At 73.1% G+C, this 21071-nt stretch carries 18 protein-coding genes and 3 tRNA genes; 16 read left to right on the top strand and 5 right to left on the bottom strand.

The genetic code is table 11. The features are described 5' to 3' along the window. The 5 genes from Tsedi_RS11185 to Tsedi_RS11165 all read left to right on the top strand — a co-directional run bounded on the left by Tsedi_RS11185 (position 1) and on the right by Tsedi_RS11165 (position 6444). Positions 1-1191: a cation:proton antiporter domain-containing protein gene (locus tag Tsedi_RS11185; protein ID WP_185970661.1), complete on the top strand. Its 1191-nt coding sequence runs from the start codon at positions 1-3 to the stop codon at positions 1189-1191. 4 nt (positions 1192-1195) lie between these two features. Then, positions 1196-2326, top strand: coding sequence for a YbdK family carboxylate-amine ligase (locus Tsedi_RS11180; protein ID WP_143896633.1), 1131 nt, complete (start codon positions 1196-1198; stop codon positions 2324-2326). Positions 2327-2424: 98 nt separating this feature from the next. Continuing rightward, complete coding sequence (locus Tsedi_RS11175) at positions 2425-3582, top strand: aminotransferase class V-fold PLP-dependent enzyme (RefSeq protein WP_143896631.1); 1158 nt, start codon at positions 2425-2427, stop codon at positions 3580-3582. A 95-nt stretch (positions 3583-3677) separates the two neighbouring features. After that, positions 3678-4805, top strand: coding sequence for an FIST signal transduction protein (locus tag Tsedi_RS11170; protein WP_185970660.1), 1128 nt, complete (start codon positions 3678-3680; stop codon positions 4803-4805). Continuing rightward, positions 4798-6444 (top strand): ATP-binding protein, encoded by a 1647-nt coding sequence (locus Tsedi_RS11165; RefSeq protein ID WP_143896627.1) that lies wholly within the window; start codon positions 4798-4800, stop codon positions 6442-6444. Before Tsedi_RS11170 ends, Tsedi_RS11165 begins: the two co-directional genes overlap by 8 nt. Here the strand turns inward: Tsedi_RS11165 and Tsedi_RS11160 are convergent. Further along, positions 6384-7208 (bottom strand): ABC transporter permease, encoded by an 825-nt coding sequence (locus tag Tsedi_RS11160; protein WP_143896625.1) that lies wholly within the window; start codon positions 7206-7208, stop codon positions 6384-6386. The genes Tsedi_RS11165 and Tsedi_RS11160 overlap by 61 nt on opposite strands. Before the next feature lie 5 nt (positions 7209-7213). Next, positions 7214-8149: an ATP-binding cassette domain-containing protein gene (locus tag Tsedi_RS11155; protein WP_143896623.1), complete on the bottom strand. Its 936-nt coding sequence runs from the start codon at positions 8147-8149 to the stop codon at positions 7214-7216. 79 nt (positions 8150-8228) lie between these two features. Between Tsedi_RS11155 and asd the strand changes: the two genes are divergently transcribed. Beyond that, a complete protein-coding gene (gene asd / locus Tsedi_RS11150) occupies positions 8229-9092 on the top strand; it encodes an archaetidylserine decarboxylase (protein ID WP_143896672.1) in 864 nt (287 codons plus the stop codon). Between the two features lie 18 nt (positions 9093-9110). Here asd and Tsedi_RS11145 read toward each other — a convergent pair whose 3' ends face one another. Both Tsedi_RS11145 and gorA read right to left on the bottom strand, forming a co-directional pair. After that, the gene (locus Tsedi_RS11145; RefSeq protein WP_143896621.1) at positions 9111-10634 is read right to left on the bottom strand and encodes an AMP nucleosidase; all 1524 of its coding nucleotides are present in this window, start codon (positions 10632-10634) and stop codon (positions 9111-9113) included. Positions 10635-10639: 5 nt separating this feature from the next. Then, on the bottom strand, positions 10640-12046 hold the full coding sequence (gorA, locus tag Tsedi_RS11140; RefSeq protein ID WP_143896619.1) for a glutathione-disulfide reductase: 1407 nt from the start codon (positions 12044-12046) through the stop codon (positions 10640-10642). Positions 12047-12147: 101 nt separating this feature from the next. On the opposite strand from gorA, the gene Tsedi_RS11135 reads away from it, so the two are divergent. Further along, the gene (locus Tsedi_RS11135; protein ID WP_185970659.1) at positions 12148-12681 is read left to right on the top strand and encodes an RcnB family protein; all 534 of its coding nucleotides are present in this window, start codon (positions 12148-12150) and stop codon (positions 12679-12681) included. 7 nt (positions 12682-12688) lie between these two features. Here Tsedi_RS11135 and uvrA read toward each other — a convergent pair whose 3' ends face one another. After that, a complete protein-coding gene (gene uvrA / locus Tsedi_RS11130) occupies positions 12689-15601 on the bottom strand; it encodes an excinuclease ABC subunit UvrA (protein WP_143896617.1) in 2913 nt (970 codons plus the stop codon). A 329-nt stretch (positions 15602-15930) separates the two neighbouring features. Here uvrA and trpE point away from each other — a divergent pair, with 329 nt between their 5' ends. The 9 genes from trpE to Tsedi_RS11085 all read left to right on the top strand — a co-directional run. After that, entirely contained in the window at positions 15931-17451 is a 1521-nt protein-coding gene (gene trpE, locus Tsedi_RS11125; RefSeq protein ID WP_143896615.1) for an anthranilate synthase component I, read from the top strand. Next, positions 17448-18026, top strand: a complete 579-nt coding sequence (locus Tsedi_RS11120; RefSeq protein ID WP_143896613.1) for an anthranilate synthase component II — start codon at positions 17448-17450, stop codon at positions 18024-18026. The genes trpE and Tsedi_RS11120 overlap by 4 nt, the downstream gene beginning before the upstream one ends. A gap of 40 nt (positions 18027-18066) precedes the next feature. Then, positions 18067-19122 carry an anthranilate phosphoribosyltransferase gene (gene trpD / locus Tsedi_RS11115; protein WP_143896611.1) on the top strand — a complete coding sequence of 352 codons (1056 nt, stop codon included), beginning with the start codon at positions 18067-18069 and terminating at the stop codon, positions 19120-19122. Further along, positions 19119-19919 (top strand): indole-3-glycerol phosphate synthase TrpC, encoded by an 801-nt coding sequence (gene trpC / locus Tsedi_RS11110; RefSeq protein ID WP_143896609.1) that lies wholly within the window; start codon positions 19119-19121, stop codon positions 19917-19919. Before trpD ends, trpC begins: the two co-directional genes overlap by 4 nt. After that, positions 19916-20494 carry a hypothetical protein gene (locus Tsedi_RS11105; RefSeq protein WP_143896607.1) on the top strand — a complete coding sequence of 193 codons (579 nt, stop codon included), beginning with the start codon at positions 19916-19918 and terminating at the stop codon, positions 20492-20494. The genes trpC and Tsedi_RS11105 overlap by 4 nt, the downstream gene beginning before the upstream one ends. A 15-nt stretch (positions 20495-20509) precedes the next feature. After that, positions 20510-20595, top strand: a tRNA-Tyr gene (locus Tsedi_RS11100). Between the two features lie 69 nt (positions 20596-20664). Next, positions 20665-20738 (top strand) — tRNA-Gly (locus tag Tsedi_RS11095). A gap of 63 nt (positions 20739-20801) precedes the next feature. Beyond that, positions 20802-20876, top strand: a tRNA-Thr gene (locus Tsedi_RS11090). Between the two features lie 70 nt (positions 20877-20946). After that, a partial coding sequence (locus tag Tsedi_RS11085) for a GTP-binding protein (RefSeq protein ID WP_246099264.1) occupies positions 20947-21071 on the top strand: 125 nt, incomplete at its 3' end.

The raw sequence follows: 21071 nt of genomic DNA, 5'->3' as shown, positions 1-21071 counted from the left end.
GTGCAGGTGCTCGTGACATGGCCGGCCCTGCTGTGGCTGGCGTGGTGGCTGGGTGAACGCGCGCAGGCGTGGAGCCTGCCGCGCGTCAGCGTCTACGTGGCGGTGGGGCTGCTGGCCAGCGTGGTGGCGCCGGCGCCGCAGTGGGTGGACGCCTCGGCGCTGGCGCTGCTGGCGCAGCTGGCGCTGGCGCTGGCGCTGTTCGAGCTCGGACACCGCCTGCACTTGCCGTGGCTGCGCCACAACCCGTGGGTGGCGCTGGCGGCCGTGCTGCAGGGACTGGGCGTGTTCGCGCTCGTGGCCTGGGGCGGCGGCTGGCTGGGGCTGGCGCCGGAGGTGCGCTGGCTGCTGGCGGCGGTGGCGGTGGCGGCTTCGCCGGCGGCGCTGCTGCGCGTGGTCAACGACCTGCGCGCCGGCGGGCAGGTGACCGAGCGCGCGCTGCATCAGGCGGCGCTGCTGTCGGTGCTGGCGGTGCTGCTGGTCAAGGCGGTCAGCGCCTACTGGTTCGTCAGCCGTGCCGGCGACTGGACGGCCGCGCTGCTGGCCGGCGGCTACGCGCTGGTGGCCTCGGTGGGGCTGGGCATGGCGCTGGCAGTGGTGCTGGGGCTGCTGGTGCGCGGGCCGTTTGCGGCGCCGGTGGTGCCGACGGTGGGCTACGCGCTGGCGCTGGTGTGGCTGACGGTGGTGGCCGACGCCCTGAAGCTGTCGCCGCTGCTGGCGGCGCTGAGCTTCGGCGTGGTGCTGCGCCAACGCCAGACGATGGTGGCGGCGGTGCAGCGCGACTTCGGTGCGCTGGGCTGGCTGCTCGGCGTGTTCCTGTTCGTCTACGTCGGCTCGCGCATGACGTGGCCGGCGCTGGCCGAGCCGGGCGTGTGGTCGGTGGCGGCGCTGGTGCTGGGGGCGCGGCTGCTCGTGCCGGTCGGCGTCAACGCGGCGCTGGCCTGGCCTGGGGGTACCAGCGCGCGCAAGGGCGTGCTCACCGGTGTGGCGCTGCTGCCGATGTCGGCGCTGACGCTGCTGCTGCTGGAGCGCAGCGTGGCGCTGGGGGTGGCCCCGGCGGCGCAGGTGCTGTACCAGCTGACCGCGGCGCTGCTGTGGGCCGAGCTGCTCGGACCGCTGGTGACCGTGTGGGCGCTGCGCGCGGCGCGCGAGGCCGCCGCCGCGCCGGCGCCGCGACCGGATGGCGGGGGGTGAGGCGATGCCGCTGGAGCCGTTCAAGCAGTCCGATGCCCTCACGATGGGGGTGGAGCTCGAGCTGCAGATCGTCAATCCCTACGACCTCGACCTCACGCCCGGAGCCGACGACCTGCTCGCGCTGCTCAAGCGCGCGCCGTTTCCGGGCAGCGTCACGCCCGAGATGACGCAGAGCATGATCGAGATCGCCACCGGCGTGCACACGCGCCACGACGCGCTGCTGGCGCAGCTGCGCGCGATCCGCGACACCCTGCTCGAGGCGGCCGAGCGGCTCAACGTCGAGCTGGCCGGCGGCGGCACGCACCCCTTTCAGCGCTGGTTCGAGCAGCGCATCTTCGACAAGCCGCGCTTCCAGCAACTGTCGGGCCTGTACGGGTATCTGGCCAAGCAGTTCACGGTGTTCGGTCAGCACGTGCACATCGGCTGCCGCTCGGCCGACGAGGCGCTGTTCCTGCTGCACGCGCTGAACCGCTACGTGCCGCACTTCATCGCGCTGTCGGCCTCCTCGCCGTTCTTCCAGGGGGTGGACACGCTGTTCGACTCGGCGCGGCTGAACTCGGTGTTCGCGTTTCCGCTCAGCGGCCGCGCGCCGTTCGTGCTGCGCTGGGACGACTTCGAGCAGGGGTACTTCCGCAAGATGGAGTCCACCGGCGTCGTCAAGTCGATGAAGGACTTCTACTGGGACATCCGCCCCAAGCCCGAGTACGGCACGATCGAGCTGCGCGTCTGCGACACGCCGCTGACGGTGGAGCGCGCCGCGGCGCTGGCGTGCTACCTGCAGGCGCTGTGCCGCCACCTGCTGGAGGGCGGCGAGCCGCCGCCGGAAGAGGACGACTACCTCGTCTACACCTACAACCGCTTCCAGGCGTGCCGCTTCGGGCTGGAGGGCACGATGGTGCACCCGCGCACGCGCGAGCCGCTGTCGATCCGCGAGGACATCCTGGCCACGCTGCGCCGGCTGGAGCCGCACGCGCAGGCGCTGGACAGCACCGCGGCGCTGGCGGAGCTGGAAGCGGTGGCCGGCGCGGCCGGCAACCACGCGCGCCAGCTGCGCGCGGTGCACGCGCGCACCGGCAGCATCCAGGCGGTGGTGCGCGCCGCGGTCGACGCGCTGCGCGACGGCGTGCTAAGCTGACCGGCACGCGCCCCGGCCTGCCGCCCCGTGCCCCCGGGTCCCGCCGGTGCAGGGGGCGTCCGCTTCCCCGCATCCACCCCACCCAGGAGACGACACCGATGCCCGGCCTGCTGCCCCACATCGACCCGGACGGTCTGCTCGAATTCTCGGTCGTCTACACCGACCGCGCGCTCAACCACATGTCCAGGCGTTTCCAGCGCGTCATGACGGACATCGGCGGCATCCTGAAGGAGGTGTACGGCGCGCACTCGGTGGCGCTGGTGCCGGGCAGCGGCACCTTCGGCATGGAGGCGGTGGCGCGCCAGTTCGCCACCGACCGGCGCGTGCTGGTGATCCGCAACGGCTGGTTCAGCTACCGCTGGACGCAGATCTTCGACATGGGGCGCATCCCGGCCGAGGCGCACGTGCTCAAGGCCCGCCGCGTGGCCGAGGAGCCGCAGGCGCCGTGGGTGCCGGCGCCGCTGGACGAGGTGGTGCGCACGATCCACGCGCTGCGCCCGGCGGTGGTGTTCGCCCCGCACGTGGAGACCGCCGCCGGCATGATGCTGCCGGACGACTACCTGCGCGCGGTGGCCGAGGCCGCGCACGCGGTGGGCGGGCTGTTCGTGCTGGACTGCATCGCCTCCGGCGCGATGTGGGTGGACATGCGCGCATGCGGCGTGGACGTGCTGATCTCGGCGCCGCAGAAGGGCTGGAGCGGCTCGCCGTGCTGCGCGATGGTGATGCTGTCAGAGCGCGCGCGCCAGGCCATCGACGGCACCACCAGCTCGAGCTTTGCCTGCGACCTGAAGAAGTGGCTGCAGGTGATGGAGACCTACGAGCAGGGCGGGCACGTCTACCACACCACGATGCCGACCGACGCGCTGGCGCGCCTGCGCGACGTGATGCAGGAGACGCGCGAGCAGGGCTTTGCCGCGATGCAGGCGGCGCAGGCGGAGCTGGGCCGGCGCGTGCGCGCGCTGTTCGAGGCGCGCGGGCTGCGCAGCGTGGCCGCGCCGGGCTTCCAGGCCCCGGGCGTGGTGGTCAGCTACACCGACGACGCGGAGATCGCCAACGGCCGCAAGTTCGCCGCCGTCGGGCTGCAGACCGCCGCCGGCGTGCCGCTGATGTGCGACGAACCGGCGGACTTCCGCACCTTCCGCGTCGGGCTGTTCGGGCTGGAAAAGCTGCTGCACGTCGAGCGCACCGTCGGGCACCTGCGGCAGGCGCTGGACGCGCTCGGGCTGCACCAGCGCGCGCCGGCGGCCGTGGCCTGACGGGGCGGCGCGCCGGGGCCGGCGCGCTCCCGCTCAAAATGCTAAACTCGCCCTGGAATTCGCTAAAAACTCTGCGTCCATCGCCCCGTCGTGCCATGCTGACCGAACCCCTCGTCGCTTTCACCCCCGACCCCGCGCCGGGCGCCCTGCAGCGGCTGGCCGCGGAAGTGCTGGCACAGGGCGCGCGCGGCCTGATCCTGTGGGCGGCGGATGCCAACGGCGTCACGCCGGCCGATGTGGACGGGTGGCTGGCGGGCCTGCCGGTGCCGGTGGCCGGTGGGGTGTTTCCGCAGCTGATCCACGGCAGCGAGCACCACGAGCGCGGCTGGGTCGTCGTCGGCTGGCCCAGCGCCTTCGAGGTGGCGCACGTCGACGGCCTGTCGCGCGACGACACCGACGCCGCAGCGGCGCTGGCGCAGGTGCTGCCGGCGCCGGACGGCGTGGCCGCCGTGATGGTCTGGGTCGACGGCCTGGCGCCGCGCATCGCTGCCGCGCTGGATGCGGTGTACGACCAGTTCGGCAGCGACGTCTGCTACTTCGGCGGCGGGGCCGGCAGCCTCAGCTTCCAGCCGCGCCCGTGCCTGTTCAGCCGCGAGGGGCTGCGCGCCGACGCGCTGCAGCTGGTGCTGCTGCGCGAGCGACTGGCGCTGGGCGTGGACCACGGCTGGCAGCCGCTGGCCGGCCCGTTCGTCGTCACCGGCGGCCACGGCCCGGTGATCGAGTCGCTCGACCACCGCCCGGCCTACGAGGTCTACCGCGCCGCGGTGCAGGCCGATGCCGGGCGCGACCCGGCTCCGGAGGGCTTCTTCGACGTCGCCAAGGGCTACCCGTTCGGGCTCGACAAGCCCGACGGCCGGCTGGTCGTGCGCGACCCGATCACCATCGAGGGCGGCGGCCTGCGCTGCGTCGGCGACGTGCCGCCGTACAGCCTGGTGCACCTGCTGCGCGGCGACCCGCAGGCGCTGGTGCAGGCGGCGGCGCGCGGCGCGCAGGCGCTGGCCGGCACGCGCGGGCCGGTGCTGGTGGCCGACTGCATCAGCCGCGTGCTGTACCTGGAGCAGCGCTTCGGCGAAGAGCTGGCGGCCATCCGCGCCGTCATCGGCGCGCGTGCGCTGGCCGGCGTGCTGACGCTGGGCGAGGTGGCCAACGGCGGCGACGCCTGCCTGGAGTTCTACAACAAGACCATCGTGCTGGCCGCGCTGGCCGCCGACGCCGATGCCTGAGCAGCTGCTGCGCCGCAACCTGGCGATCGTCTCGCTGCAGTACGAGCTGGCGCTGTCGATCGGGCAGGACCTGCACCTGGAGCCGATGCTGCGCCGCTTCGTGCCGACGGCGCTCAAGCTCCTGGGGGCGCGCGCCGGCGCGGTGTGGGAGGGCGATGCGGCGCCGGTGCTGGTCTATCCGGCGCGCGTGCGCGAGCACCTGCCGCCGCCGCAGGACTGGCCGCCGCCGGCGCTGGGCGCGGCACTGCCGGCGCACGACGGCGGCGTGTGGCAGCGCGCGGCGCTGCCGGGCTTCGGCTGGATCGCGTGGCTGCGCTCGCAGCCGGTGCACGACGACGTCGAGCGCGCGCTGCTGCCGATCTGGCAGCGGCTGGCGCTGGCCTGCCGCGCCTGCCGCCAGCACGAGCAGACCGAGGAGCTGCGCGCCCGCGCCGAGGCCGCCAACGTCGCGCGCGGGCAGTTCCTCGCCAACATGAGCCACGAGATCCGCACGCCACTCAGCGGCGTGGTCGGCCTGCTGGAGCTGGCGCTGGACCAGAGCGCCGAGCCGGCGCTGCGCGAGACGCTGGCCACCGCGCTGGGCGCGGCGCGGCACCTGATCGACATCGTCAACGACATCCTGGACCTGTCCAAGATCGAGGCCGGCCGGCTGGAGCTGCGCGACGAGCCGTTCGACCCGCGCGCGCTGCTGCGCGACATCGAAGGCGCGATGCAGGCCTCGGCGCGCCTGAAGGGCCTGACCCTGACGGTGCAGGGCGGCGAGGCGCTGCCCGCGCGCGTGCGCGGTGACGCCACGCGGCTGCGCCAGGTGCTGTTCAACCTGGTCGGCAACGCCGTCAAGTTCACCGACCGCGGCAGCGTGACGCTGGCGGTGCGCGCCGAGCCGCTGCCGGACGGCCGCTGGCGCACCGAGTGGGCGGTGCACGACACCGGCATCGGCATCCCGCCGCAGCAGCTGGCGCGCATCTTCGACCCCTTCGTGCAGGGCGAAGGCGCGGCCAACCGCCGCTATGGGGGCACCGGGCTGGGGCTGGCGATCAGCCGTGAGCTGGTGCAGCGCATGGGCGGCACGCTCAGCGTGCACAGCGTCCCCGGGCACGGCAGCACCTTCACCGTGGCGCTGCCGCTGGCGCCGGCCGAGCCGGCGCCGGACGCCACCGATCCGCCCTCGGTTGCGCCGGCGCCCGCCGACGAAGACGCCGAGGCCGCGCTGCCGCTGGACATCCTGGTGGCCGAGGACCACCCCGTCAACCGCCGCGTGATCGAGGCGCTGCTGACGCGCGCCGGCCACCGCGTCACCTTCGCCGACGACGGTCGCGCCGCGGTGGCGCTGGCGCAGCGGCGGCCGTTTGACCTCGTGCTGATGGACATGCAGATGCCGGAGATGGACGGCCTGCAGGCCACCGAGGCGCTGCGCCGCTGGGAGGCTGCGCAGCCGGGGCGCGCCCCGCTGCGCATCGTCGCGCTGACCGCCAACGCCTTCGGCGAGGACCGCGAGCGCTGCCTTGCAGCCGGGATGGACGGCTTTCTGGCCAAGCCGATCGAACGCGCCGCGCTGCAGCAGGTGCTGGCCGACGCTCAGCGCGCGAAGCGCCGCCGCGTCAGTGCCAGCGCCACCCAGAACGCCGCGAGCGCATAGCCGGCCAGCACCGCCACGTGCCGCGCCGCCTCGGCCGGCCAGTGGTCCAGAAAGAGCGGGCGCACCAGCTGTACCGCGTGCGTCAGCGGCAGCGCCGCACCGACCGCCTGCACCCAGCCGGGCAGCTGCTCGCGCGGGAAGAACACGCCCGAGACGAACGTCATCGGCGTCAAGAACAGCGTGAAGTAGTAGGTGAAGAAGTCGTAGCCCTTGGCCAGCGCGTTGAAGATCAGCGCCAGGCTCGCGAACGTCACGCCGGTCAGTGCCAGCACCGCCCACGCCAGCACGAGCTTGGGGCTGTGGCCGATGCCCAGCAGCAGCATCACCAGCAGGATCGCGCTGGCGGCAAACAGCGCCTTGAACGCCGCCCACAGCATCTCGGCCAGCACGATGTCGTCCAGCGTCACCGGGGCGTTGAGGATGCCGTCCCAGGTGCGCTGCACGTGCATGCGCGAAAACGCCGAATACAGCGCCTCGAAGGTGGCGGCGTTCATCGTGCTCATGCAGACGCTGCCGCTCGCAAGGAACACCAGGTACGGCACCGGCTGCGCATCGCCGCCGGGCAGCAGCAACGTCACGCTGCCGACCAGCGCGCCGAGCCCATAGCCGAACGCCACCAGCCAGATCAGCGGCTCGGCGATGTTGCCGACCAGGCTCGGAATCGCCAGCTTGCGCCAGACCAGCAGGTTGCGCCGCCACACGGCGACGAAGCGCGCGCCGGGCCGCGGCGGCCCCCAATGGGCGGAGTTGAGCAGGTCACGCATGCGGTTCATCCTTCGGCGCGGATCTGCCGCCCGGTCAGGCGCAGGAACAGATCCTCCAGATTCGCCGGCCGGTGCAGCAGGCGCAGCCGCGGCCGGCCCGCCAGCTGCGCCAGCAGCGGGCGCGCGTCGCGCGTGTAGAGGAAGGTCGTCTCGCCGTGCGTCTCGATGCGGCCGGCCAGCGCGCGCGCCTCCTCGTCCAGCAGCGCGGCCACATCCGGCTGGCCCTGCTCGCCATAGAGCTCGATCACCTCCGGCTCCAGGTGCTGCGCGATCAGCGCGCGCGGGGCGCCTTCGGCGATGCGCCGGCCGTGGTCCACGATCACCAGCCGGTGGCACAGCCGCTCGGCCTCGTCCATGAAGTGCGTCGTCAGCAGGATGCTCTTGCCCTGCTGCAGCAGGCGCTGCAGCCGCTCCCACATCAGGTGGCGCGCCTGCGGGTCCAGCCCGGTGGTCGGCTCGTCCAGCAGCAGCAGCGCCGGGTCGTTGACGAGCGCGCGCGCCAGGCTCAGGCGCCGCCGCATGCCGCCCGACAGCTCCCCGGGGCGCGCATCGGCCTTGTGCGAAAGCGCCGCAAAGTCCAGCAGCGGCCCGATGCGCGCGCGCAGCGGCGCGTCCGGCAGGCCGAAGTAGCGCCCATAGACCAGCAGGTTTTCGGCGCAGGTGAAGTCCGGGTCCAGCGTGTCGAACTGCGCCACCACGCCCAGCCGCGCCTTGATCGCGCGCGCCTGCTGCGGCATCGGCAGGCCGAAGACGCGCACCGACCCGGCATCCGGCGCCACCTGCCCCAGCGCCATGCGCAGCGTGGTCGTCTTGCCCGCCCCGTTGGGCCCGAGCAGTCCCACGCACTCGCCCGCCGCTATCGAAAACGACAGACCGTCCACCACGGTGCGCCCGCCATAGCGCTTGGTCAGCCCGTCGATCTGCAGCAAAGCCTCGGTCATGGGGGGATTGTGCCGCGATGCCGCGGCCCGGGGCCGCCGCAGGGATGGGTGCCCGCCAACCGATAATCGCCGGATGACCTTGCAGGACCGCGCAGCCGTCTGGCTGCAACATGCGCTGCCCAAGCGCGCGCTGACCGAGCTGGCCGGGGCGCTGGCGCGCCGGCCGCTCGGGCCGGTGACGCAGGCGGCGATCCGCCGCTTCATCGCGCGTTACGGCGTGGACATGAGCGAGGCGGCGCAGCCCGACCCGGCCGCCTACGCGACGTTCAACGATTTCTTCACGCGCGCGCTGCGCCCGGGCGCGCGGCCGCTGGCCGCTGCGGATCTGGTGTGCCCGGTGGATGGCGCGATCAGCCAGTGCGGCGCGATCGAGCGCGACCGCATCCTGCAGGCCAAGGGGCACGGCTACACGGTGGCGGCGCTGCTGGGAGGCGATGCGGCGCTGGCGGCGGCGTTCACCGACGGGACATTCGCCACGCTCTACCTGAGCCCGCGCGACTACCACCGCATCCACATGCCGTGCGCGGGGCAGCTCGAGCGCATGGTGCACGTGCCGGGCTCGCTGTATTCGGTCAATCCGGTGACGGCGCGCGGGGTGCCGGGGCTGTTCGCGCGCAATGAGCGGGTGGTCTGCCTGTTCGAGGGGCGGCGCCCCGACGGCCGGCGTTTTCCGTTCGCGCTGGTGCTGGTGGGGGCCACCATCGTCGGCAGCATGGCCACCGCGTGGCACGGCGTGGTCAATCCGCCGCGCCCCGGCATCGTGCGTCGCTGGGATTACGACGGCCGCGAGATCGCCCTGGCGCAGGGGGCGGAGATGGGGCGGTTTCTGCTCGGCTCCACGGTCATCGTGCTGCTGCCGGCCGGGGTGGCGCGGCTGCAGCCGGACTGGGCGCCGGGCCGCCCGGTGCGCATGGGCGAGGCGATGGGGGCTTGGCAGCCCTGACGCGCCGGCCGCGGGCGGTCACTGGAACGCGACTTCGTCGAAGCTGCGCAGCTTGCGACTGTGCAGCTGGTCGATGCCGGCGGCGCGCAGCCGCTCGACGGCGCGCAGGCCGATGCGCAGGTGCTGGTCGACGCGCTCGCGGTAGAAGCGGTCGGCCATGCCGGGCAGTTTGATGGCGCCGTGCAGCGGCTTGTCGCTGACGCACAGCAGCGTGCCGTACGGCACGCGGAAGCGAAAGCCGTTGGCGGCGATGGTGGCCGACTCCATGTCCAGCGCGATGGCGCGCGACAGCGACAGGCGCCGCTGTGCCACCGCGCCGGGCAGCAGTTCCCAGTTGCGGTTGTCGGTGCTGGCCACCGTGCCGGTGCGCAGCACGCGCTTGAGCGCCGCGCCCTGCAGGCCCGTGACGTCGGCCACCGCGCCTTCCAGGGCCTGCTGCACCTCCGCCAGCGCCGGGATCGGCACCCACAGCGGCAGCTCCTCGTCCAGCACGTGGTCCTCGCGCACGTAGGCGTGCGCCAGCACGTAGTCGCCCAGCTGCTGGCTGTGGCGCAGGCCGGCGCAGTGCCCCAGCATCAGCCAGGCGTGCGGGCGCAGCACGGCGATGTGGTCGGTGGCGGTCTTGGCGTTGCTCGGGCCCACCCCGATGTTGACCAGCGTGATGCCGCTGCGGTCGGCGCGCACCAGGTGGTAGGCCGGCATCTGCGGCATGCGCGGCGGCGCGCTGCCTTCGGGGCCCGCGAGCCGCGCGCGTTCCCCGGCACCCAGCCCTGCGCGCCAGGTGACGACGTTGCCCGGCTCGACGAACGCCACGTACTCGCTGTCGGGCCGTTGCATCTGCGCCCGCCCCAGGCGCACGAACTCGTCGACGTAGAAGGCGTAGTTGGTGAACAGCACGAAGTTCTGGAACCACGCCGGCGAGGTGCCGCCGTAGTGGCGCAGGCGGGCGAGCGAATAGTCGATGCGCGCGGCGCGAAACAGCGCCAGCGGCTGCGGTGCGTCGTCGCGCGCCACGTGCAGGCCGTTGGCGATGGCGTCGTCCATGGCGCTCAGGTCCGGCAGGTCGAACACCTCGCCGAGCCGCGCACGCTGCACGGCGCTGAGCTCGCCTTCGAAGGCGCTGTCCTCGCCGAGCGCGAAGTGCAGCGGGATCGGCTCGTGGCTGATGGCGATCTCCAGCGGCTCGCCGTGGTGCTGCAGCAGCAGCGCGAACTGCTCGCGCCAGTAGTCGGCGAACAGATCCGGGCGCGTCAGCGTGGTCTCGTAGCGGCCGGTGCGGGTGACGAAGCCGTGGCTCTGGCGCGCGCGGGCGGCCAGCGGATCCAGCGGCCGCGGCACGTGCAGCCGCACCGCGGGGTAGCAGGCGCGCACGCGCGGGAGGGCCGTATCGGCCTGCAGCGGCTGGCGCAGATAGTCGTGCAGCGCCGCGCGCAGGTGCTGCACCGCGGCCTCATAGAGGCGCGCGGCGTGCGCCACCGCCGCGTCGGGGTCGGTGAAGCGCTGCGGCGCGACGAATGCGGGCGTGTGCACGGGTGTGGTCATGCGCCTCACCCCACCAAGGCCGGTTCGCGCAGCGTGACGAACTCCTCCGCCAGCGTCGGATGGATGCCCAGCGTCGCGTCGAACTGCGCCTTGGTGGCGCCGCAGCGCAGCGCCACCGCGAAGCCCTGCACGATCTCGCCGGCTTCCGGGCCGACCATGTGCGCGCCCAGCACCTGGTCGCTCGCGTCATCGACCACCAGCTTGACCAGCGCGCGCTCGTCGCGGCCCGACAGGGTGTGGCGCAGCGGACGGAAGGCGCTGCGGTAGATGCGCAGCCGCCGGCCCTGCTGGCGCGCCTGCGCTTCCGTCAGCCCGACGGTGCCGACGCTGGGCAGCGTGAAGACGGCGGTCGGGATCAGGTCGTAGCGCGCCTGCCGCGGTGCGGCGCCGGCGGGCGGCCCGAACAGGTGATCGACCACCGCCATCGCTTCCGCGAGCGCCACGGGCGTCAGCTGCGCGCGCGCCACCACGTCGCCCACCGCATAGACGCTGGGCACGTTGGTGCGGAAGTGCTCGTCGACGACGATGGCACCCTGCGCGCCCTGCGCCACGCCCAGCTGCTCCAGCCCCAGCCCGGCGACGTTGGGCACGCGCCCGGTGGCGTAGAGCACCGCGTCGGCCACCACGGTGGCGCCGTCTTCCAGCTGCACGTGCAGGCCGTCGTCGTGCCGCCGCACCGCCACCACGCCGGTCTGCAGCCGCAGGTCCAGCCCCTTCTTGCGCAGCTCATCGGCCAGGAAGTGGCGCACCTCGTCGTCGAAGCCGCGCAGGATCTGCTCGCCGCGGTAGAGCTGCGTCACGCGCACGCCCAGGCCGAGGAAGATCGAGGCGAACTCGCAGGCGATGTAGCCGCCGCCGACCACCACCAGGCGCGCGGGCAACGGCTCCAGATCGAACACCTCGTTGGAGGTGATCACGTGCTCGCGCCCCTGAAAGTGCGGCACGTAGGGCGTGCCGCCGGTGGCGATCAGGATGCGCTCGGCGCGCCAGGTCTGGTGCCCGGGGCTGCCGTCGGCGTTGAGCGTGGCCACCTGCACGGTGTGACCGTCCAGCAGCCGTGCCCACCCCTCCAGCAGCGTCACGCCGGCGTTGCGCAGCAGGGTCTCGTAGACGCCGTTGAGCCGTGCGATCTCGGCGGCGCGGCGGCGCTTGAGCTCGCCCCAGTCCAGCGCGGGCGCGGGGCCGTGCCACCCGTAGCCGCGCGCTTCCTCCGCCGCCTCGGCGTAGTGCGCGGCGTAGTGGTAGAGCTTCTTCGGGATGCAGCCGACGTTGACGCAGGTACCGCCGAGTCCGCTGCGTCCCTGCGCCTCGACGAGCGCCACGCGCGCGCCGCGCTGCGCGGCCATGCGCGCGGCGCGCACGCCGCCGCTGCCGCCGCCGATGACGAGAAGGTCGAAGTCGAATCCGCTCATGCCTTGCCCTGTCGCGTGTTGCATCCGGTTGCACCGGTTACGCCGCCGCGGGCTTGGCCCCCGCGGCCCGGCGGCCTATCATGCCAGCAAAGGAGTGCGACATGGCGAGCATCGACGCGGGCAGGACGTGGCGGGTGGCGTTGGCGCTGGCCGCCGGCATGGCGCTGGCCGGGCTGGCGGCGGCCGGCAAGCCGGACGACAAGGGGGGCGGGCACGGCCGTCCGGCTTGGGTCCAGCCGGGCGAGGACGCCCGCCATGACGCCGCCAAGCCCGGCCGCGACGAGCGGCTGGCGCCGCCGGCAGCGGGGGTGGCGCTCGGCGCCTACTTCGGTGAGCGCGAGCGCGAGGCGGTGCGCCTCGTCTTCGGCGCCCAGGTGCAGGCCGGTCGCTGCCCGCCGGGCCTGGCGAAGAAGGCCAACGGTTGCCGGCCGCCCGGGCTGACCAAGCCGTGGAAGCTCGGCCAGCCGCTGCCGGCCGGGGTCACGATCCACGCGCTGCCGCCGGAGCTCAAGCGCCGCCTCGGCGAACCGCCGCCGGGCTACCGCTTCGTGCGCATCGGTGCCGACATCCTGCTGATCGCGATCGGCACGGCGATCGTCGTCGACGCCATCGAGGATCTGGCCGGTCTGCTCTGAGTGCGGCTCAGCCCGCCGCGCGCAGCACGCGCGCCAGGTAGCGTCCGGTCAGGCTGTCGGGGTGGGTGGCGACCTCCTCCGGCGTGCCGCAGGCCACCACCGTGCCGCCGCCGGCGCCGCCCTCGGGGCCGAGGTCGATGACCCAGTCGGCGCACTTGATGACGTCGAGGTTGTGCTCGATGACGACGATGGTGTTGCCGGCGTCTCGCAGGCGCAGCAGTACCTGCAGCAGCAGCTCGATGTCGACGAAGTGCAGCCCGGTGGTCGGCTCGTCCAGCACGTACAGCGTGCGGCCGGTGTCACGCTTGGCCAGCTCCTGCGCGAGCTTGAGGCGCTGCGCCTCGCCGCCCGACAGCGTGGTGGCGCTCTGACCGAGGCGCAGGTAGCCCAGCCCGACGTCCAGCAGCGTCTGCAGCCGGCGCTGCAGCGCCGGCACGTTGGCGAAGAAGGCATGCGCCTGCGCCACCGTCAGGTCCAGGATCTCGGCGATGTTGAGCCCCTTGTAGCGCACCTCCAGCGTCTCGCGGTGGTAGCGCGCGCCGCCGCACAGCTCGCACGGCACGTAGACGTCGGGCAGGAAGTGCATCTCCACGCGCACCACGCCATCGCCTTGGCAGGCCTCGCAGCGTCCGCCCGGCACGTTGAACGAAAAGCGCCCCGGCTCCCAGCCGCGCTCGCGTGCCGCCGGGGTCTGCGCCATCAGCTCGCGGATCAGTGTGAAGACGCCGCTGTAGGTGGCCGGGTTGGAGCGCGGCGTGCGCCCGATCGGGCTCTGGTCCACCGCGATCACCTTGTCGAAGTGCTCCGCCCCCTCCAGCGCCTCGTGCGGCTCGGGCTCGGGGCCGCTGCCGTGCAGATGGCGCTGCACCGCGCGCAGCAGCGTGTCGTTGACCAGTGTCGACTTGCCCGATCCGCTCACCCCGGTGACGCACGTGAACAGGCCCACCGGTATGTCCACCGTGATGCCGCGCAGGTTGTGGCCGCGCGCGCCCACCAGCCGCAGCGCGGCGCCGCGCGCCGCCGATGCGCTCTTGCCGGATCCGCCGGCCGGGGTGCGTGGCCAGGCCCGCCGCTGGGCCGGTATCGCAATGCGGCGCCGCCCGCTCAGGTAGGCGCCGGTGGGCGAGTCCGGCTGCGCCGCCACCGCGGTCCAGTGGCCTTGCCCCATGATGCGCCCGCCCAGCTCGCCGGCGCCGGGGCCGAGGTCGATCAGGTGATCGGCCGCGCGCATCATGTCCTCGTCGTGCTCGACGACGACGACGGTGTTGCCGAGATCGCGCAGGCGCTTGAGCGTGGCGATCAGGCGGTCGTTGTCGCGCGGGTGCAGGCCGATGCTGGGTTCATCCAGCACGTACAGCACGCCGCTCAAGCCCGCGCCGATCTGGCTGGCCAGGCGGATGCGCTGCGCTTCGCCGCCGGAGAGGGTCTCGGCGCTGCGGTCCAGCGTCAGGTACGGCAGGCCGACGTCGTTGAGGAAGCGCAGGCGCGCGCGGATCTCGGCCAGCAGCCGCTGGCCGATGTCGGCGCGCGCCCCCTGCAGGCGCAGCGCGTCGAACCAGCCCAGCGCCTGCGCCAGCGTCATCGCCTCCACCTGCGGCAGCGTGCGCCGCTGCGCGCCCGTGCCGACGAAGACCGCGCGTGCCTCGGGGCGCAGACGCGCGCCACCGCAGGCCGGGCAGGGCTGGCGCGTGCGCAGGCGCGCCAGCTCCTCGCGCACCGCCGGGCTGTCGGTGCGCTGCCAGCGCCGCTGCAGGTTGGGCAGGATGCCCTCGAACGGGTGGTGCTGCACCACGCGGCGCCCGCGGTCGCCGACGTACTCGAAGGCGATCGCCTCCTGGCCGCTGCCGTGCAGCAGGACGTCACGTACGTGCGCGGGCAGCTCCTGCCACGGCGTCTCGGGGTCGAACCCGTAGTGCGCCGCCAGACACTTGACCAGCGCGAAAGCCTGCGCGTTGCGCCGGTCCCAGCCCTTGATCGCCCCACCGGCCAGGCTCAGTTCCGGGAAGGCGACGACACGCGCCGGGTCGAACACCTCCACGTGACCCAGGCCGTTGCAGGCCGGGCAGGCGCCCTGCGGCGCGTTGAACGAGAACAGGCGTGGCTCCAGCTCCGGTGCCGTGTACCCGCAGTGCGGGCAGGTGGCGCGCGCGTGCAGCGGCAGGGCCTGGTCGGCGTCCAGATCCAGCGCCAGCGCATGCCCTTCGCCCAACCCCAGGGCCATCTCCAGGCTGTCGTGCAGCCGCTGGCGCACGTCGGCGCGCACCTTGAGCCGGTCGACCACCACCTCCAGCCGCCGCGCGGCGCCGGCGCGCGCCAGCGCCGCCTCCGCCTCCAGCACCTCGCCGTCGAGGCGGAAGCGCACGAAGCCGCGCCCCTGCAGCGCGCGCAGCGCCGCGGCGGGGTCGGCGCCGCCGGCCAGCGGCGCCAGCAGCATCAGGCGCGTACCCTGCGGCCAGGCCAGCAGCGCGTCGACCATCTGCGGCACCGTCTGCGCCAGCAGCGGCACGTCGTGCTGCGGGCAGTACGGCACACCCACGCGCGCCCACAGCAGGCGCAGGTGGTCGTGCACCTCGGTGACCGTGCCGACCGTGGAGCGCGGGTTGTGGCTGGCGGCCTTCTGCTCGATGGCGATCGCGGGGCTGAGCCCCTCGATGAGGTCGACGTCGGGCTTGTCCAGCCGCTGCAGGAACTGGCGCGCGTAGGCCGACAGGCTCTCCACGTAGCGCCGCTGTCCTTCCGCGTACAGGGTGTCGAACGCCAGGCTCGACTTGCCCGAGCCGGACGGCCCGGTGATGACCACCAGCGCGTCCTTCGGGATGTCCAGGTCGAGGTTGCGCAGGTTGTGCGTGCGCGCCCCGCGCACGCGCAGCAGGCGCTCGGGCGCGGGGTGATCGGGGCGGGCGGAGGCGGAAGCGTCCATCGGGCTGGGGGCGGCAGGCAGGGCAAACCCGCAATCTTAGGGCGCGCCGGTGCGGCCGCGCCTTTGCTACACTGCGCGCATGATCACCGTGCGTCGCCGCACCTTCGACGAGCGCCTGGCAGCCGCCCTGAAGACCGGCCGCCGGGAGGCTTGGCCCTGGCGTCGCCGCGCCTGCCCCGCGTGATGCCGTCGCGCCTGTGATGGCCGGCCGGCAGCTCTGCCCGGTCCCGCCCGGGCGACCCCGTTTTCCTCCCCACGCCAGTCCGCCGCCTCCTTGCTCCCCGGGGGAGCGCGTCGCGGCGGACCCCGACGCCAGGAGCCCCCACGCCGTGATCACCGAACTCGAGTTCCAGCACCTTGCCTCCCAGGGCTATCACCGCATCCCGCTGATCGAGGAGGCCTTCGCCGATCTGGAGACGCCGCTGTCGCTGTACCTGAAGCTGGCGCACGCCGACGGCGGCGGGCGCAACAGCTTCCTGCTGGAGTCGGTGCTCGGCGGCGAGCGCTTCGGCCGCTACAGTTTCATCGGTCTGCCCGCGCGCACGTGGCTGCGCGCCAGCGGCTTCGGCGAGCAGGCGCGCACCGAGGTGGTGCGCGACGGCCGCGTGATCGAGACCCTGGCCGGCAATCCGCTGGATGCCATCGCCGCCTACCAGGCGCGTTTCCGCGTCGCGCTGCCGCCCGGGCTGCCGCGCTTCTGCGGCGGGCTGGCCGGCTACTTCGGTTACGACACGGTGCGCCACATCGAGCGCAAGCTGCAGGCCAGCTGCCCGCCCGACGACCTCGGCCTGCCCGACATCCTGCTGCTGCAGACCGAGGAGCTCGCGGTCATCGACAACCTCTCGGGCAAGCTGTACCTGATCGTCTATGCCGATCCGTCGCAACCCGAGGCCTATGCCCGCGCGCGGCGCCGCCTGCGCGAGCTGCGCGAACGGCTGCGCTACTCCGTCAGCGCGCCCAGCGTGCAGCCCGGCGCGGCCCACCCGGTCGAGCACGAGCGCACGCCGGCCGACTTCATGGCTGCGGTGGAGGAGGCCAAGCGCCTCATCCAGCAGGGCGACTTCATGCAGATCGTCATCGGCCAGCGGCTGCACAAGCGCTTCACCCACAGCCCGCTGGCGCTGTACCGCGCGCTGCGCTCGCTCAACCCCAGCCCCTACATGTACTACTACAACCTGGCCGGGGCCGATGCGCGTGGCAGCGACCTGCACGTGGTCGGCGCCTCGCCCGAGATCCTGGTGCGCCAGGAGCGCACCGACGAAGGGGTGAAGGTCACGATCCGGCCCCTGGCCGGCACGCGGCCGCGCGGCGCCACGCCCGAGCAGGACAAGGCCGCCGAGCGCGAGCTGCTGGCCGACCCGAAGGAGCGCGCCGAGCACGTGATGCTGATCGACCTGGCGCGCAACGACATCGGCCGCATCGCGCAGATCGGCAGCGTCAAGGTGACCGAGGCCTTCGCGGTGGAGCGCTACAGCCACGTCATGCACATCGTCAGCAATGTCGAGGGGCTGCTGCGTCCGGGCCTGACCAGCATGGACGTGCTGCGCGCCAGCTTCCCGGCCGGCACGCTCACCGGCGCGCCCAAGGTTCACGCGATGGAGCTGATCGACCGGCTGGAGCCGGTCAAGCGCGGCATCTACGGCGGCGCCGTCGGCTACCTGAGCTGGGCGGGTGACATGGACCTGGCCATCGCCATCCGCACGGGCGTCGTGCACGACGGCACGCTCTATGTACAGGCCGCCGCCGGCGTGGTGGCCGACTCCGTGCCGGAGCTGGAGTGGAAGGAAACCGAGCACAAGGCGCGCGCGCTGCTGCGCGCCAGCGAACTGGTGGAGGAGGGCCTGCAATGAGCCGTCCCAGGCTGCTGATGATCGACAACTACGACTCCTTCACCTACAACCTGGTGCAGTACTTCGGCGAGCTGGGCGCCGAGGTGGAGGTGTTCCGCAACGACGAGATCACGCTGGAGGGCATCGCCGCGCGCGCGCCGGACCGGCTGGTCATCTCGCCCGGGCCGTGCTCGCCGGCCGAGGCCGGCATCTCGGTGGCGGCGATCCGCCACTTCGCCGGCCGCGTGCCGATCCTGGGCGTGTGCCTGGGGCACCAGAGCATCGGCGCGGCGTTCGGGGCGCGCATCGTGCGCGCGCGCGAGCTGATGCACGGCAAGACCAGCCTCATCACCACCACGCAGGAAGGGGTGTTCGCCGGCCTGCCGCGGCAGTTCACCGTCAACCGCTACCACTCGCTGGCCATCGAGCGCGCCACGCTGCCGGAAGCGCTCGCCATCACCGCCTGGTGCGACGACGGCGAGATCATGGGCGTGCGCCACCGCGAGCTGCCGGTGCAGGGCGTGCAGTTCCACCCCGAGAGCATCCTGACCGAGCACGGCCACGCGCTGCTGCGCAATTTCCTGCAAGCCCCTTGAGCCGACCGCACCCCGGGGACCCGTACAGAGGAGAGCCACCATGCCCCACCGACACGTCATCACGCCGCAGGAGGCGCTGCAGCGCGTCATCGAGCACCGCGAGATCTTCCACGACGAGATGCTGCACCTGATGCGGCTGATCATGGGCGGGCAGATCTCGCCGCTGATGACCGCCGCCATCATCACCGGCCTGCGCGTCAAGAAGGAAACCATCGGCGAGATCACCGCCGCCGCGCAGGTGATGCGCGAGTTCGCCACCAAGGTGCCGGTGGACGACCCGACGCACCTGGTGGACATCGTCGGCACCGGTGGCGACGGCGCGCACACCTTCAACATCTCCACCTGCGCGATGTTCGTCGCGGCCGCGGCGGGCGCCAAGGTCAGCAAGCACGGCGGACGCAGCGTCAGCAGCAAGTCCGGCAGCGCCGACGTGCTGGAAAGCCTGGGCGTCAACATCAACCTGCCGCCCGCGGCCATCGCAAGGTGCATCCGCGAGGTCGGCATCGGCTTCATGTTCGCGCCCAACCACCACCCGGCGATGAAGAACGTCGCCCCGATCCGGCGCGAGATGGGCGTCAAGACCATCTTCAACATCCTGGGGCCGCTGACCAACCCGGCCGGCGCCTCCAACATCCTGATGGGCGTGTTCCACCCGGATCTGGTCGGCATCCAGGTGCGCGTGCTGCAGCGCCTGGGGGCGCGCCACGCGCTGGTGGTGTGGGGGCGCGACGGGCTGGACGAGGTCAGCCTCGGGGCGGCCACGATGGTCGGCGAGCTCAAGGACGGCCAGATCCTCGAGTACGACATCCATCCGGAGGACTACGGCCTGGCGATGGCGGGCCAGCGCAGCCTGCAGGTGGCCACGCCGGAGGCGTCACGCGCCAAGCTGCTGGCGGTGCTGGACGGCGAGCCGGGGCCGGCGGCTGACATCGTCGTCTTCAACGCCGGCGTGGCGCTCTACGCCGCCGACGTCGTCGACTCGATCGAGGCCGGCATCGCCGCCGCCCGCGCGGCGCTGGCCAGCGGCGCGGCCAAGGCCAAGCTGGAGCAGTTCGTCGCCGTCACGCACCGGCTCGCCGCGGAGGCCGCCGCATGAGCGACATCCTGCGGCGCATCTGCGCCACCAAGCGTGAGGAGGTGGCCGCCGCGTCCGCGCGCGCGCCGCTGGCGGCCGTGCGCGCGCAGGCCGAAGCCAGCCTGCGCGACGACGCGCCGCGCGACTTTGCCGGTGCGCTGCGCGCCGCGCAGGCCGCCGGACGTGCCGCCGTCATCGCCGAGGCCAAGAAAGCCAGCCCCTCCAAGGGCGTGCTGCGCGCCGACTTCGACCCGGCGGCGATCGCCGCCAGCTACGCGCGCCACGGCGCGGCCTGCCTGTCGGTGCTGACCGACGTGCCGTACTTCCAGGGGCACCCGGACTACCTGCGGCAGGCGCGCGCGGCCGCGCCGCTGCCGGCGCTGCGCAAGGACTTCCTCGTCGACCCGTACCAGGTCTGGGAGGCGCGCGCGCTCGGGGCGGATGCGATCCTGCTGATCGCGGCGTGTCTCGACGACGCGCAGATGGCCGACTTCGAGGCCATCGCGCAGGAACTCGGCATGGCGGTGCTGGTGGAGGTGCACGACGCCGCGGAGCTGGAGCGCGCGCAGCGCCTGCGCACGCCGCTCATCGGCGTCAACAACCGCGACCTGCGCACCTTCCAGGTCTCGCTGCAGACGACGCTGGACCTGCTGCCGCGGCTGGAGCCCGGGCGCCTGCTGGTGACCGAAAGCGGCATCGCCACGCGCGACGACGTGCGCCGGCTGCGCGACGCGGGCGTGCCGGCCTTCCTGGTCGGCGAGGCCCTCATGCGCGCCGACGACCCAGGCGCGGCGCTGGCCGCGCTGTTCGGCGCATGAGCGGGGGCGTGTCCGCGGCGGCGCGGATGACCGTGCCGGGCCTCGCCCCTCACCACCAGCCCTGCCCCGGCGCCGCCACCGGTTTCGTCTTCATCTGTCCGGGCCGCTTCGAGGCGCAGCGCGGCTACCCCTGCGCTGCGGGCACCGGGGCGAACCTGGCGCGCGTGCTCGTGGAGCTGCACCGCCGCGACCCACGGCGCTTTGCCTCGCCGCACCGGGCCGACTACGTCGTCACCAACGCCTGGGCGCGCGTGGAATACCCGGCGCTGACCGGACGGTCGGTGCCGACGGTGGAGGAGGTGCTGGCGCCGGACAACCTGGCGCGGCTGGCCGCCGAACTGGCCGGCCTGCGCTGGGTGGTGGCCTGCGGGGCCCAGGCCCATGCCGCCGTGCGCGCGCTGCGCGCCGCGGGGCGACTGGCCGCCGCCATCGCCTGCGAGCGCCACCTGAGCCAGCGATCCATCAACGGCATCCGCACCGGTGCCGACACCACCGGGCGGCTGGCGCGATGGTGTGAGGGGGTTCTGCAACAGCTCGACGCGGCCGACGCGAAAAGCGCCGAAAACGTGGCATAATGCGGGGCTCTCGCCGGAGGGGTGCCCGAGTGGCTAAAGGGGGCAGACTGTAAATCTGTTGGCTTACGCCTACGTTGGTTCGAATCCAACCCCCTCCACCAGCGAAACCGGTTGTGTTGGCAAGAGAGAAGGCTTGTGCCGGCCCGCGTCCGCGGTCGACGGGGTTCGACGCGGGAGTAGTTCAATGGTAGAACCTCAGCCTTCCAAGCTGATGACGCGGGTTCGATTCCCGTCTCCCGCTCCAGTGCAGCGCGCCGGGGGTTGGTTGTGCGGACCGTTTTCCGTGGTCGCCGCGAGGCGGCCGCAGGCCCATGTGGCTCAGTGGTAGAGCACTCCCTTGGTAAGGGAGAGGTCGGCAGTTCGATCCTGCCCATGGGCACCAATGCTGTTGTCCTGGCCCCACGTCGGGGCGTGTGAGTGAGTTCGGCAAACATCCATTCGGAGCTGCAAGCATGGCAAAGGAAAAATTCGAGCGGACCAAGCCGCACGTCAACGTGGGCACGATTGGTCACGTGGACCATGGCAAGACGACGCTGACGGCGGCCATCACGACGGTGCTGGCGGCCAAGTACGGTGG

Source organism: Tepidimonas sediminis, from assembly GCF_007556605.1.
Classification (GTDB): domain Bacteria; phylum Pseudomonadota; class Gammaproteobacteria; order Burkholderiales; family Burkholderiaceae_C; genus Tepidimonas; species Tepidimonas sediminis.
This window is presented reverse-complemented; position numbering and strand designations above follow the sequence as displayed.